This is a genomic window from Roseococcus sp. SDR (genome assembly GCF_019083995.1).
Lineage (GTDB): Bacteria > Pseudomonadota > Alphaproteobacteria > Acetobacterales > Acetobacteraceae > Roseococcus.
This window is the reverse complement of record NZ_JAHRCU010000018.1, coordinates 40,191-52,800: the sequence shown is the minus strand read 5'-3', so window position 1 is coordinate 52,800 and position 12,610 is coordinate 40,191. Positions and strand designations below refer to the sequence as shown.

General features: G+C 69.8%; 14 protein-coding genes. 3 read left to right on the top strand and 11 right to left on the bottom strand.

Annotated elements, in window-relative coordinates; all coding sequences use genetic code 11:
- Position 1 precedes the first annotated feature (1 nt).
- The gene (locus KTR66_RS18575; RefSeq protein ID WP_213615174.1) at positions 2-220 is read left to right on the top strand and encodes a helix-turn-helix transcriptional regulator; all 219 of its coding nucleotides are present in this window, start codon (positions 2-4) and stop codon (positions 218-220) included.
- Here KTR66_RS18575 and KTR66_RS18570 read toward each other — a convergent pair.
- Genes KTR66_RS18570 through KTR66_RS18555 form a run of 4 tightly spaced genes read right to left on the bottom strand, consistent with a single transcriptional unit; the run spans position 208 to position 2,932 of the window.
- Entirely contained in the window at positions 208-606 is a 399-nt protein-coding gene (locus tag KTR66_RS18570) for a VOC family protein (RefSeq protein ID WP_213615172.1), read from the bottom strand. The two genes, KTR66_RS18575 and KTR66_RS18570, sit on opposite strands and share 13 nt — an antisense overlap.
- 4 nt (positions 607-610) lie before the next feature.
- A complete protein-coding gene (locus tag KTR66_RS18565; protein ID WP_213615170.1) occupies positions 611-1,000 on the bottom strand; it encodes a RidA family protein in 390 nt (129 codons plus the stop codon).
- A 31-nt stretch (positions 1,001-1,031) separates the two neighbouring features.
- Positions 1,032-1,271: a DUF1272 domain-containing protein gene (locus tag KTR66_RS18560; protein WP_213615168.1), complete on the bottom strand. Its 240-nt coding sequence runs from the start codon at positions 1,269-1,271 to the stop codon at positions 1,032-1,034.
- Entirely contained in the window at positions 1,271-2,932 is a 1,662-nt protein-coding gene (locus tag KTR66_RS18555; protein WP_249732252.1) for a fumarate hydratase, read from the bottom strand. The genes KTR66_RS18560 and KTR66_RS18555 overlap by 1 nt, the downstream gene beginning before the upstream one ends.
- A 112-nt stretch (positions 2,933-3,044) precedes the next feature.
- Here KTR66_RS18555 and KTR66_RS18550 point away from each other — a divergent pair, with 112 nt between their 5' ends.
- Together KTR66_RS18550 and KTR66_RS18545 are read left to right on the top strand one after the other, a co-directional pair.
- Complete coding sequence (locus tag KTR66_RS18550; protein WP_213615166.1) at positions 3,045-5,315, top strand: DUF3604 domain-containing protein; 2,271 nt, start codon at positions 3,045-3,047, stop codon at positions 5,313-5,315.
- Positions 5,285-6,274: a tripartite tricarboxylate transporter substrate binding protein gene (locus tag KTR66_RS18545; protein ID WP_213615164.1), complete on the top strand. Its 990-nt coding sequence runs from the start codon at positions 5,285-5,287 to the stop codon at positions 6,272-6,274. The genes KTR66_RS18550 and KTR66_RS18545 overlap by 31 nt, the downstream gene beginning before the upstream one ends.
- Here KTR66_RS18545 and KTR66_RS18540 read toward each other — a convergent pair whose 3' ends face one another.
- The 7 genes from KTR66_RS18540 to KTR66_RS18510 all read right to left on the bottom strand — a co-directional run bounded on the left by KTR66_RS18540 (position 6,275) and on the right by KTR66_RS18510 (position 12,576).
- Positions 6,275-6,757, bottom strand: coding sequence for an SspB family protein (locus KTR66_RS18540; protein ID WP_213615162.1), 483 nt, complete (start codon positions 6,755-6,757; stop codon positions 6,275-6,277). It abuts the gene before it with no gap.
- Positions 6,758-6,833: 76 nt separating this feature from the next.
- Complete coding sequence (locus KTR66_RS18535) at positions 6,834-7,778, bottom strand: sterol desaturase family protein (RefSeq protein ID WP_213615160.1); 945 nt, start codon at positions 7,776-7,778, stop codon at positions 6,834-6,836.
- Positions 7,775-8,548 carry a polysaccharide deacetylase family protein gene (locus KTR66_RS18530; RefSeq protein WP_213615158.1) on the bottom strand — a complete coding sequence of 258 codons (774 nt, stop codon included), beginning with the start codon at positions 8,546-8,548 and terminating at the stop codon, positions 7,775-7,777. The genes KTR66_RS18535 and KTR66_RS18530 overlap by 4 nt, the downstream gene beginning before the upstream one ends.
- A 2-nt stretch (positions 8,549-8,550) precedes the next feature.
- Entirely contained in the window at positions 8,551-9,681 is a 1,131-nt protein-coding gene (locus KTR66_RS18525) for a YncE family protein (protein ID WP_213615156.1), read from the bottom strand.
- Between the two features lie 130 nt (positions 9,682-9,811).
- Complete coding sequence (gene msrB / locus KTR66_RS18520; RefSeq protein ID WP_213615154.1) at positions 9,812-10,231, bottom strand: peptide-methionine (R)-S-oxide reductase MsrB; 420 nt, start codon at positions 10,229-10,231, stop codon at positions 9,812-9,814.
- A gap of 3 nt (positions 10,232-10,234) precedes the next feature.
- The gene (msrA, locus tag KTR66_RS18515; RefSeq protein ID WP_213615152.1) at positions 10,235-10,777 is read right to left on the bottom strand and encodes a peptide-methionine (S)-S-oxide reductase MsrA; all 543 of its coding nucleotides are present in this window, start codon (positions 10,775-10,777) and stop codon (positions 10,235-10,237) included.
- A 98-nt stretch (positions 10,778-10,875) separates the two neighbouring features.
- A complete protein-coding gene (locus KTR66_RS18510) occupies positions 10,876-12,576 on the bottom strand; it encodes a methyl-accepting chemotaxis protein (protein WP_213615150.1) in 1,701 nt (566 codons plus the stop codon).
- Between the last annotated feature and the right edge of the window lie 34 nt (positions 12,577-12,610).

Sequence of the window (12,610 nt, the reverse complement as noted above, 5' to 3'; positions counted from 1 at the left end):
CATGCCGATCATCGTCAACCTCGATGTCATGATGGCGCGGCGCAAGATCCGCGGACGGGACCTCGCGCAGCGCATCGGCATCACCGAGCAGAACCTCTCCCTGCTGAAGTCGGGCAAGGTGCGCGGCGTGCGCTTCGAGACGCTGGAGAAGCTCTGCGAGGCGCTGGAATGCCAGCCGGGCGATCTGCTGGAATTCCGGCCCGGCGATCAATCGCTATAGGTGCTGATCTCGATCAGGTTCTGGTCGGGGTCGCGGCAATAGACCGAGGTGATGGGGCCGAGCGCGCCATCCTTCGGCACGGGCCCGGCTTCGATCGCCACACCGCAGCGATGCAGATGCTCCACCACCTGCGGCGCGCTGACGGTGACGATGAAGCAGAGATCCTGCCCGCCCGGCGCCGTGGCGGGGCCGGACCACCATTCCGCCTGGCTGGCCTCGACCGGGCGCAGATTGATCTTCTGCCCGCCGAAGCGCAGCGAGGTGCGGCGATGCGGGCCGAATTCCGCGCGTTCCATGCCGAGGACGCGCTGGTACCAGGCGGCGCTGATTTCCACATCCTTCACGGTGATGACGAGGTGATCCAGGCGGTCCACGGAAAAGCGCATGGGCTCAGGCCTTCTTCTGGCGGCGGGCGGTGACTTCGATCTCGATGCGCATGGCGTCCGTCTGCAGGCCGGCATGGATAAGGGTCGAGGTCGGCCGCGCCTTGCCGAGATATTTCTTGATGACGGGCCAGCAGGGCTCCCAATCCTCGCGGCGGGGCACGATGAACATCACGCGCACCACGTCATCCAGCGTGGCATCGGCCTTGGCCAGGGCTTCGGCGATGTTGCGGAAGGTCTGGTCGCATTGCGCGGCCACGTCATCCACGATGGTCATGGTCTTGTAGTCATAGCCGGTGGTGCCGGAGACCCAGATGTCATCGCCATCCACGACGGCGCGGGAATAGCCGATTTCCTCCTCGAAGCGGGAGCCGGAGGAGAGGCGGATGCGGGTCATGGCGCGGCGTCCTGTGCGGTGAGGGTTGGGTTCAAGCGCAGCGTTCCGGGCGATGCTTGCGCTCGGTGCTGGCGGGGTGCTTGGCCAGCATGGCGGCGGGGCGGATGGGGCGCGGCACAAGGTTGCCCTGGCAGTTCGGGCACGTCATGCCGAGCTTGTCGCGCGCGCATTCGTCGCACCAGGTGCACTCATAGGAGCAGATGAGCGCGTGCGGGCTCTCCGGCGGCAGATCGCGGTCGCAGCACTCGCAATTGGGCCGGAGGATCAGCACTATTCGAGGCCCTCGTAGAAATCATTGCCCTTATCATCGACCACGATGAAGGCCGGGAAGTCTTCCACCTCGATCTTCCAGATCGCCTCCATGCCGAGCTCCGGATATTCCAGCACCTCGACCTTCTTGATGCAGTCCTGCGCGAGGCGCGCGGCGGGGCCGCCGACGGAGCCGAGATAGAAGCCGCCATAGGTCTTGCAGGCGTTCAGGACGGCCTTGGAGCGGTTGCCCTTGGCCAGCATCACCAGCGAACCGCCCGCCTTCTGGAAGGCCTCGACATAGCTGTCCATCCGGCCCGCCGTGGTCGGGCCGAAGCTGCCGGTGGCCATGCCATCCGGCGTCTTGGCGGGGCCGGCGTAATAGATCGGATGGTCCTTGATATATTGCGGCAGCCCCTGCCCCGCATCCAGCCGCTCCTGCAGCTTGGCATGCGCGATGTCACGCCCCACCACGATGGTGCCGGTGAGCGAGACGCGGGTCTTCACCGGGTACTTGGTCAGCGTCGCGCGGATCTGGTCCATCGGCTGGTTGAGGTCGATCTTCACCACCTCGCCGCCCAGGATATCGTCGGTGTGTTCGGGCAGGTAATGCGCGGGGTCGGTCTCGAGCTGCTCGAGGAAGATGCCCTCGGGCGTGATCTTCGCCTTGATCTGGCGGTCCGCGGAGCAGGAGACGCCGATGCCGATGGGCAGCGAGGCGCCATGCCGCGCCATGCGGATCACGCGCACATCATGGCAGAAATACTTGCCGCCGAACTGCGCGCCGATGCCGAGCGACTGCGTGAGCTTGTGGATCTCGGCCTCCAGCTCATGGTCGCGGATGGCGTGGCCGGACTTGTCGCCCTTGCCTGGCAGCCCATCCAGCCACTTGGTGCTGCCGAGCTTCACCGTCTTCAGGTTCAGCTCGGCACTCGTGCCGCCGATGACGACCGAGAGGTGGTAGGGCGGGCAGGCGGAGGTGCCGAGCGTCTTCACCTTCTCCTCGATGAAGGCGAGCAGCTTCTGCTTGTTCAGCACGGCGCGCGTCTGCTGGTAGAGGAAGGTCTTGTTGGCCGAGCCGCCGCCCTTGAGGATGAACATCAGGTGGAACTCATCGGCGTGATGCTCGCCGGGTGCCGCCATGATGGAGAATTCCACCGGCATGTTGTTGCCGCTGTTCACCTCCTCATACATCGAGATGGGCGCCATCATCGAATAGCGCAGATTGGTCTCGGTGTAGGTGCGGGCGACGCCGTAGGAGAGCGCCTCCTCCTCATCGCCCTCGACCCAGACGCGCTGGCCCTTCTTGCCGAAGACGATGGCGGTGCCGGTGTCCTGGCACATGGGCAGCACGCCGCCGGCGGCGATATTGGCGTTCTTCAGCAGGTCCAGCGCCACGAAGCGGTCATTCGCGCTGGCTTCGGGGTCCTTCAGGATATTGGCGAGCTGCTGGAGATGGGCGGGGCGCAGCAGGTGCGAGACGTCATGGCAGGCGATCCGCGCCAGCTCGACCAGCGCCTCGGGCTTCACCTTGAGGACGGTCTTGCCCTCGACCTCGATGGTGGAGGCGCCCGGGATGTCCAGCTTGCGGTAGGTGGTCGTGTCCTCGGCCAGCGGGAACATGGTGCTGAAGGCGAAGCCCGGCGGGCGGGCGGGGGTGGCGTGATCAGCATCAAGCGGCATGGCGGCCTCGGCAATTTGTGGTTCCCAGGAAAGTAACCCGCATCGGCGGGCGCGTCATCCCAGGCAGACGGGCCGGCTGGACGGACACGCCGCCTGGGGCCACGCTCCTGGCATGACACGCCCGCTGCATCTCGACCTGCCCAATGCCCATCCGGGCCATACCGCCCATTTCACCGATTACCGCGCCGCCGAAATCGGCCAGGTGACGATCTCCCCCGAGGGGCCGGTGGAGGCGGGCGCCTATGCCAGCTTCACCCTGGTCTTCACCGCCGGGCGCTTCGGCATGGATGACACGGGATCTTTGCGCATCTGCACGCGCCAGGTGAGCGATGTGGGCAAGCCGCAATTCACCGACCCCAAGGCGCCGAACTACGTGACGGCCGAGGCGTCGAATGGGGCGAAGCTGACGCTGGAATTCAACCCGAAGCTCGCCATGCGGCCCTGGTCCCGCACGCTGACGGTGACGGTGGCGCGCGGCTTCCTGAGCCCGGGGGACACCATCACCATCCGGCTGGGCGATACGCGCGGCGGCTCGCCCGGGCTGCGCATGCAGACCTATTGCGAGGCGCGCTTCCATTTCCTGGTGCTGGCCGATGTCTTCGCCACCTGCAACTGGGCGCTGCTGCCGGTGCAGCCCTGGGTGCCGGTGGTGCCCGGGCCCGCGGTGCGGCCGCTCGCCATCCTGCCCACGCGGCGGCGCCCGGGCGAGCGCTTCGCGCTGCTGCTGCGCTCCGATGACCGCTGGGGCAACCCTTCCCCCCTGCCCGCCGGCCGGCACCGGCTGAGCGCCAGCCAGCCCGTGGCGGGCCTGCCCGAGAGCTTCGACTGGCCGGAGGGGGCGCGGGCCCATCGCATCGAGGGGCTGAGCGCCGAGGCGGCCGAGGCGCTGGTGATCCGGTGGAACGACACGGCCTCCAACCCCATGCGCGTCGCGTCGGGGGAGCTGACCCCGTACTGGGCCGACCTGCACGGCCAGTCGGGCGAGACGGTCGGCACGGGCAGCATCGACGCGCTGGCGAGCTATGCGCGCGATCTCGCGGGCGTGGATGCCATCTGCCACCAAGGCAATGACTTCCAGATCACGCAAGAGGGCTGGGCCGATTTCAACCGCGCCTTCGCGGGGTTCGATCAGCCCGGGCGCTTCGTCTTCCTCCCCGGCTATGAATGGTCGGGCAACACGGCGCTGGGCGGCGACCGCAACGTGATCTTCCCGGAGGAGGGGCGCACCATCCGCCGCTCCTGCCACGCGCTGGTGGAGAACCTCACGGACCATGCGACCGATGCGCTGGATGCGCGGGAGCTGCATGCGGCGCTGAAGGCCGAAGCGCGGCCGGTGCTCTGCATCCCGCATGTGGGCGGGCGCTATGCGAACCTGCATTTCGCGCATGACCGGATGCTGGAGCGCGCCGTCGAGGTGCATTCCGACTGGGGCACCTTCGACTGGCTGCTGCACGACGCCTTCGACGTGGGCGCGCGTGTGGGCATCGTCGCCAATTCGGACGGGCACAAGGGCCGGCAAGGCGCCTCCCACCCGGGTGGCTCGCAATTCGGCAGCTATGGCGGGCTCACCTGCCTCCTGGCGCCGGAGTTGTCGCGCGCCGGCATCTTCGAGGCGCTGCGGCGGCGCCACCACTACGCCACCACCAATGCGGCGCGGGTGCATGCGGATGCGCGCGCGAGCCTCGCGACACCCGCCGCGCTGCATGTGGACGACCCGGCGCTGGGCGGCGCGCCGGACGCGCAAACCGCGACTGCCATGATGGGCGACATTCTGGCCGGCGTGGCGGATGAGACGGCGCTCTTCACCGCGGACATCCTGGCGGGCTCGCCCATCGAGCGCGTGCAGCTCTTCAACCGCACCGAGCTGCTGGAGGTGATCCGCCCCGATGCGGCGCCCGGCCTGCGCCTGCGCGTGGCCTGGGAGGGCAGCGAATATCGCGGCCGCGGGCGGGAGACGATCTGGACCGGCGAGATCGGCGTCAGCGGCACAAGCTGGGGCACGGTGAAGCCGATCAACAAGTTCAACCTGGACCACCGCTTCGAGGCGGATGCGACGACGCTGCGCTTCCAGGGGGTCACGACCGGCGGCTTCCAGGCGATGGAGGCGCCGCTCGAAAGCCTGGACGGCACGCTTTCGATCCGCACCAACCTCGTCACCGCCGAGATCCCGCTGCGCGACCTGCTGCAGGGCGAGGCGGTGTGGGAGGCGGGCGGGCTGGGCCGGCGCATGCGCGCCTGGCTGATGCCGGAGGATGCGCCCCGCGCCATGCGCATCGAGCGCCGCGTGGCGCTGCGCAGCGATGCCGACAATGCGATCTATCTGCGCGCCAATTTCGAGGATGGGAGTGTGCTGTGGACCAGTCCGATCTACCTCTTGCGCTGACGCGCCGCGCGGCCGTCACGGCGGCGGCGCTGCTGCCCTTCGCCGCGCAGGCGCAAGCCTGGCCGACGCGGCCCATCACGCTGGTCGCACCGCTGGCCGCCGGTTCCTCGGTGGACATCATGGCGCGGCTGCTGGCCGAGCAATGGTCGCAGCGCCTGGGCGTGCCCGTGCCGGTGGAGAACCGGCCGGCGGCCAATGGCACCGTGGCCCTCGGGCAGGTCGCGCGCGCGGCACCCGATGGCTATACGGCCGTCATCACGGGGCAGACCTCGGTCGCCTTCAACCCGCATCTCTATGCCTCGCTGCCCTACGACCCCTTCCGCGACTTCGCCTATATCGGGCGCATCGCCGGCGTCTCCAACGCGCTGGTGGTGCGCGCCGCCTCGCCCTTCCGTTCGTTGAATGACATCCTGGCGGCGGCGCGGGCGCAGCCGGGGCGGCTCACCTACTCCTCGGGCGGCGTGGGCAGCACGCATCACCTCTCCTCGGCGCTGCTGGCGCAGCAGGCGGGGGTGGAGTTCACCCATGTGCCCTATCGCGGCGCGCCGCAGGGCATCCTCGCCGCGCAGACGGGCGAGGTGGATTTCGCCTATTACAACATCTCGACGCTGCTGACGGGCATCCGCTCCGGCGCGCTGCGCCCGCTGGCCGTCACCTCCGCCGCGCGCTCGCCCTTCCTGCCGGAGGTGCCGACGATGCGGGAACTGGGCTTCCCGAATTACGAGATGACGACCTGGATCGGCGTCGCGACCGTCGCCGGCACGCCCGCACCCATTTTGGCGCGCATGGAGGCGGTGCTGGGGGCGATGCTGGCGGATGCGGCGGTGCAGCGGCGGCTCGGCGAACTTGGCTTCGAGCCCCTGCCTCCGCTGCCCGCGGCCGAGATGCTGGCGCTGATCCGCGCCGAGCATGAGCGCTGGGGAGCGGTCATCCGCGCCAGCGGCGCGCGGATCGAATAGCTATTCCCGCTTGCGGCGGAAGGCGTCGAGGCTCACCACCTGCGGCGTCTCGGAAGCCGCGGGCGGGGGCGGTGCGGGCTCCGGCTCGACCTCGGGCAGGCCTGCCGCGTCGGTCTCGTCCGGCTCGAAGCGCAGGCCGAAATTCGCGTGCGGGTCCTGGAAGGCGGTGAGCGCGCCAAAGGGCACCGAGAGCACGGAGGGCACGCCGGAGAAGGACAGCCCGACCGAGAAGCGCTCCGCCGCGCGGTCCACCATCAGGTCCCAGAAGCGGTGCTGCAGCACGATGGTCATCTCATGCGGGTAGCGCGACTTGAGGTGGTCGGGGATCTTCGTGCCGGGGTGGTCGGTGCGGAAGGAGATGTAGAAATGGTGCTCGCCGGGCAGGCCCTCGCGGGCCGCGAATTCCAGCGCGTCCACCGCCACGCCGCGCAATGCGCGGGCGGCCCAGCTCTCATAGGGGATTTGGCTCTCGGGGGTGTTCATCTGGGCTCTGTGTGGGGGTTCTGTCTCGGGGGCAACATATGGCGATGTGATGTTTTGGGGAAGAAAGCCCCGCGCCTCACCCCTGCCCTTTCGCCCGGAGCGCACGCCAGACCTCGCGCAGCCCGGCCGCCTGCTGCGCGAGCCAGCCGCCGGAGACATAGGCGCTGGGCGCGCCGGGGTCGCCCGTGCGGGGATAGGCGGCGCGGTTGAAATCGGCGGTGCCGAAGATCCAGTCCCAGACCGGCAGCAGCACGCCGTAGTTCTTGCCGTCCTGGCCCACGCTCAGCACCCCGTGATGCAGCCGGTGGAAGCGCGGGCTGACGATCAGCCGCTCGCCCACGCGGCCGAAATCCAGGCGCACATTGGCGTGGGACAGGCTTTCGGCGAGGCGCAGCACCAGCAGGATGATGGGGAACTGCCCGGGCGGCACGCCGATCAGCACCGCGATGACGCCGAACCAGGCGGCGGCGATCACGTCATCCAGCACGTGGTTGCGGTCATCCGTCCAGAAGGTCATCTGCGTCTGGGCGTGATGGATGGAATGCAGCGCCCACCACCAGCCGAAGCGATGCTGGAAGCGATGGCGCCAATACTCGGCGAAATCCAGGATGACGATGTAGCAGGCGAGTGCGATGAGCGGCCATTCGCGCAGCCAGGGCAGGAAGGTCTCGAGCGTCGGCGGCACGAAGCCGCTATCGGCGATCCAGCCCTCGATGCGGGCCGAGGCGGCGAAGAAGAGGATGAAGCCCAGCATGGGCAGGATGCCGAGGCGCGTGAGCAGCGTGTAGGTCACATCCGTCCAGACGCGGCGCTGGCTCTCCCAGTGCTCGACCGGGCGCCATTTTTCCAAGGGAAGGCAGACCAGGGCCACGACCGTCACCTGGATCACGCCAAACACGAAAAAGTCCATCCAGTGGAAGGCCTCGTCGGCCCAGTCCATCAGGCCCAGCTCATACATCAGCGGCTGGAGCAGCGCCTCGAAGAGCCAGCCGGTGAAGCGTTCATAGGCGTCACTGATCATCGGGCGATGCCCTCGGCTGGCAGGGGCGCGAAGCAGAAGCCGCGCTCGATCAGGCCGGTGAGGAGCTGATCGAAGACGAGGCCGAAGGGCTCGCGGCGGGAGCGCACGCCCCAATGCATCACCAGCACCTCGCCCGCGCGGATGCGGGCGAGGTTCTGGCGCAGGAGGGCGGCATTGGGATGCGCGTCGGACGCCAGTTCGTCGCCGAGGAAGCCATTGGCCGTCCAGCCCTGGTGCCTGAGGCCGCAGGCGGCGGCCATGCGCACCGCGCCGGGAGTGACGATGCCGCCGGGTGCGCGCCAGAGCGGCAGGACGGTGGCCTCGGGCACCATGGCGCGCAGCGCCTCGATCGGGCGTGCGAGTTCGGCGCAGAGGCCGGCCTGGTCCAGCACCTCCTGCCCCTCGTTCCGGCGGGAGGCATAGGTGACGCGGCCGGGCGCGGGATCGCCGCGGAAATACCAGTGGCGCCAGGTGTGGCTGGCGAAGACATGGCCCTCGGCGGCCCGCGCCCGCCAGAAGGGCGCCCAGCCAGCGTCGAGGTTGCGGTCACCGCGAAAGGTCGGCTCATTCGCGATGAAGAGCGTGGCGCGCACGCCGTGGCGCGCCATGCTGGCCGCGATCAGCTCCGCCTCGCGCGACCAGCCGGTGTCGATGGTCAGGTAGAGCGTGCCGGCGCAGCCGCGCGTGATGGGCGGGCGCGCCAGCTGCGCGGCGGCGGGTGTCGCGCCCAGGCCCAGGGCGCCGAGGGCGAGCGCGCGGCGCGGCAGCATGCTCAGCGCAGCGAGGGGCGCGTCGGGTAGCTGGCCGGGTGGCCCGCATTCACGCGCACCGCCATCTCGCCCGGGGGCGCGGGGACGGAAGCCGCGACGGGCGGGGGGGCCGCGCGGGTGATGGTGCCGCCGCCCACCACGGGCTGCGGCATGGGGCGCGGGCCGCTGACGGCGCCAGGGGCCGCGAAGGCGAAATCAGCGCCCAGGCCGGGGCGGCGTGGCATCACGAAGATGCCATGCGGGCTGCGCCCCACGCGGATCTGCGCCTGCTCGCCCGTCGCGGGGTCGAGCATGAGGACGCGGCCGATCCAGCGCAGCGTGGCATAGATGCGGCCGTCGGAATCAAAGGCGATGCAGTCCGGCCCGCCCGGCACCTCGAAGATGCGGCGGACCTCGAGTGTGGCGGCATCCACCTCGGCGATGCGGCTGTCCACGCGCGAGGTGGCGTAGAGGAAGCGGCCATCGGGCGAGGGAAAGACGTTGTGCGCGCCGCGGCCGACGGTGAAGGCGGGGCGGACCTCCCGCGTTTCGGGGTCGAGCGAGACGAAGTCGGTGCGGCCCATCAGGCCGATCAGCAGCCGGCCGCGATGCCAGATGATGCCGGCGGGCTCCGGCCCCACATCCTGGATCCAGAGGGTGCTGCGCGTCGCCATCTCGACCGCCGCCACCTGCCCCGTGCCCTGGAGCGTGACGAAGACGAAGCGGCTGTCCGGGCTGAAGGCCACGTGGCTCGGCTTGTCGGGCTGGCGGAAGCGATGGATCAGCGAGAGCGTCGCCGCGTCATAGATGTCGATCTGGTCGCGCCGGAGCGAGGCGATGACGAGGTAGCGCCCGTCCGGGCTGTATTCGAGGTGATAGGGGTTGCTGATCCGCTCCCGCCGGCGGATCTCGCCCGTCTGCGGGTCGAGGAAGAAGAGCTCGTTGCCGCCGCTGTCCCCCACCACCAGCTCGCGCCCATCGGGCGTGACGACGAGGTGGTGCCCCTCGCGCAGCAGCGGGATGCGGCGGGTTTCGGTGCGCGTGGTGGCGTCGAGCACCGAGATCGAGGCATCGGCGGAGTTGATGACGAAGACCGTATCGGCACGCGCGGGAAGCGTTGCGGTCAGCAGAAGCAGCAGGGCGGCGCGCCACATGGCAGCGGGGCTTTCGGGTGCGGGCTATCGAGCGGGGGTCTTTTCAAGCCTTCGGGTTACTGATCCATGTAGCCCACGAAATCAGACGATTTCAAGACGATACGCCCGGAATCCCGCCGAGGGGCAAGAATTACTCCGGCTTGAAATGTAGCGAAACACCATTCATGCAGTAGCGCAGGCCGGTGGGCTCCGGCCCGTCCGGGAAGACATGGCCGAGATGGCCGCCGCAGGCGGCGCAATGCACCTCGGTGCGGCGCATGAAGAAGCTGTTGTCCTCGCTCTCGCCGACATTGCCCGGGATGGGGCTGGTGAAGGAGGGCCAGCCCGTCCCGCTCTCGAACTTCGTCGCGGCGTCGAAGAGCGGCGTGTCGCAGCCCGCGCAATGGAAGACGCCGGGCCGCTTCTCGTGATTGAGGGGCGAGGTGCCCGCGCGTTCCGTGCCGTGCTCGCGCAGCACCTTGTAGGCGGCGGGCGAGAGGGCGGCGCGCCACTCCGCCTCGCTGCGCTGGATCGGGAAATCCTGCGTGTGGGTCTTCTTGCCGAAGAACATGGCTCAGGCCCCCACCCGGCTCAGCCGGGATGCGAATGACTTGCGGAACTTGCTGACCTTGGGCGCGATGACGGCGCGGCAATAGCCGGACCAGGGATTGAGCGCGAAGTAGTTCTGATGCTCGGGCTCGGCCGCGTAGAAGGTGCTGGCGGGGACGAGTTCGGTCACCAGGGGCGCGCCCCAGATGCCGGCGGCCGTGACCTCGGCCATCACCGCGCGCGCCGTCTCCATCTGCTCCGGCGTCTCGGCCAGGATGATCGAGCGGTATTGCGGGCCGACATCGGCCCCCTGGCGGTCCTTCGTGGTCGGGTCATGCAGGGTGAAGAACATGCGCAGCAGGTCGGCATAGCTGACCACGGCCGGGTCGAAGCCGATGCGCACCACCTCGGCATGGCCGGTCTTCTTGCCGCAGACCTGCTCATAGGTCGGGTTCACCGTGTGGCCGCCGGCATAGCCGGAGACGACCTCCTGCACGCCGGCCACATCCCGGTAGGCGGCGTCGAGGCACCAGAAGCAGCCCCCACCCAGCGTCGCGTATTCCATCATCCGGTCCTCCCTCATCCGCGCCCACACATAGGGTGCCCCCTGCGCTTGCAGAAGATGCGCAATGCCCGGGGGTTCGGTGAAGGGGCTGGAGAGGTTACCTACCCCTGGCGCTGCCGGGCGGCGAGTGCGGCGACCTCCTCGCGCAGGTAGCGGCCGGAGGCGTCGAGCTCGCCGGCCAGGCCCCGCAATTCGCGGGCGGCGGCGTCGGTCTCGGCCACCTCGCCGCTCAGCGCATGGGCGCCGCCGGTGACGACATCGGTCGCGGCGGCCGCATGCGCCACGCCGCGGGCGATCTCGCGCGTCGCCTCGCCCTGCTGGGCCATGCCGTCGGCGATGGCGGCGGAAATGCCGTGCAGCTCCTGGATGGTGCGGCCAATGCCGGCGATGGCCTGGGCCGCGCCCTCCGTCGTCGTCTGGATGGCGCCGATCTGGCTCGCGATCTCCTCCGTCGCCTTGCCGGTCTGAAGTGCCAGGCTCTTCACCTCGCCGGCGACAACGGCGAAGCCCTTGCCGGCCTCGCCCGCGCGCGCCGCCTCGATCGTCGCGTTCAGCGCGAGCAGGTTGGTCTGGGCCGCGATGGTCTCGATCAGGCGCACCACCTCGCCGATGCGCTGGGCGGCGCTGGAGAGGCCGCGCACCGTCACATCCGTCTCCTGCGCCTGAGTGAGCGCGCGGTCGGCGATGGCGGAGGCCTCGGTCACCTGGCGGGTGATCTCGGCGATGGAGCCGGCGAGTTCCTCGGCGGCCGCCGCCACCGCCTGGACATTGGCCGTGGCTTCTTCAGAGCCATGGCCGAGCCGCTGGGCCTCACCCGTCGCGCGTTCGGCGAGATCGGTGAGGCGGCTCGCGGCCGCCAGGGTCAGGGAGGCGCGCTCGGTCAGCCGGGCCGAGGCCTCGGCCAGCGCGGCTTCGAGGGCGGCGGCATTGGCGTGCGCCGCCTCACGCCGCGCGAGTTCCATGCGGCCACGCTCGGCCTCCCCCTCCTCGCGCGCGGCGCGGGTCTCGATGCGGGAGTGGCGCAGCGTCTCGATGGCCTGCGCCATGGCGCCCAGCTCGTCGCGGCGGGCGAGATGCGGCACGGGCGCATCCAGTTCACCCGCCGTGATGCGGCCGACGCTGGCGCCCAGCTCTCCCATCGGGCGCAGCATGCGGCGGATCATCAAGCCTCCGGCGAGCCCCACGACGAGCAGCGCGACGAGGCCGGCAAGCAGCCCGTCGCGGATCATCGCGGCCTCGGTCGCGGCGAGCGCGGCGAGCGACTGCCCGGCGAAGAGCAGGCCGATCTGGCGGCCCTGCGCATCGCGGATGGGCTGGTAGATCGTGAGGTGGTTGGTGCCGAGGATGACGTTCTCGCCGCGATAGGTGCGGCCCTGGCCGATCGAGGCCGCATGGGCCGGACCGGGGGCAAGGCGCGTGCCGGTGGCGCGCGTGCCATCCGGCCGGACCACGCTGGTCGCCACGCGCTCATCGCCCTTGAAGAGGGTGGCGACCCCCCCGCCCGCGCGCGAGACCATGTCGACGATGGCATTCGCGCCATCCAGCACCAGCTCGCCGCGGGCCAGCTGCCCGGTCTCGGTCAGGCGCCAGGGTGCGCCACCGGAGAGCTGGGCCGTCACGGCTTCCAGCAGCTGGAGATCGCGCTCGAGCCGCTGTTCCAGCCGCGCCGTCTCCGTCGCGTGGAAGCGCTGGAAGGACCAGAGCTGCAGACCGAACACGGCGAGCGCGACGGCAAGGAGCCCCACGGCCGCGATGCGGGTGGCGAGGCTGAGCGCGGCAAGGCGCGGGAGGACGTTCTTCATGCACCGAGATTCACGGCCAGCCCTTACCGGCCCG

Coding starts and splice junctions, on each gene's coding strand:
- KTR66_RS18575 (WP_213615174.1), top strand. CDS start 2: ATGCCGATCATCGTCAACCTCGATGTCATGATGGCGCGGCGCAAGATC.
- KTR66_RS18570 (WP_213615172.1), bottom strand. CDS start 606: ATGCGCTTTTCCGTGGACCGCCTGGATCACCTCGTCATCACCGTGAAG.
- KTR66_RS18565 (WP_213615170.1), bottom strand. CDS start 1,000: ATGACCCGCATCCGCCTCTCCTCCGGCTCCCGCTTCGAGGAGGAAATC.
- KTR66_RS18555 (WP_249732252.1), bottom strand. CDS start 2,932: ATGCCGCTTGATGCTGATCACGCCACCCCCGCCCGCCCGCCGGGCTTC.
- KTR66_RS18550 (WP_213615166.1), top strand. CDS start 3,045: ATGACACGCCCGCTGCATCTCGACCTGCCCAATGCCCATCCGGGCCAT.
- KTR66_RS18540 (WP_213615162.1), bottom strand. CDS start 6,757: ATGAACACCCCCGAGAGCCAAATCCCCTATGAGAGCTGGGCCGCCCGC.
- KTR66_RS18535 (WP_213615160.1), bottom strand. CDS start 7,778: ATGATCAGTGACGCCTATGAACGCTTCACCGGCTGGCTCTTCGAGGCG.
- KTR66_RS18530 (WP_213615158.1), bottom strand. CDS start 8,548: ATGCTGCCGCGCCGCGCGCTCGCCCTCGGCGCCCTGGGCCTGGGCGCG.
- KTR66_RS18525 (WP_213615156.1), bottom strand. CDS start 9,681: ATGTGGCGCGCCGCCCTGCTGCTTCTGCTGACCGCAACGCTTCCCGCG.
- msrB (WP_213615154.1), bottom strand. CDS start 10,231: ATGTTCTTCGGCAAGAAGACCCACACGCAGGATTTCCCGATCCAGCGC.
- msrA (WP_213615152.1), bottom strand. CDS start 10,777: ATGATGGAATACGCGACGCTGGGTGGGGGCTGCTTCTGGTGCCTCGAC.
- KTR66_RS18510 (WP_213615150.1), bottom strand. CDS start 12,576: ATGAAGAACGTCCTCCCGCGCCTTGCCGCGCTCAGCCTCGCCACCCGC.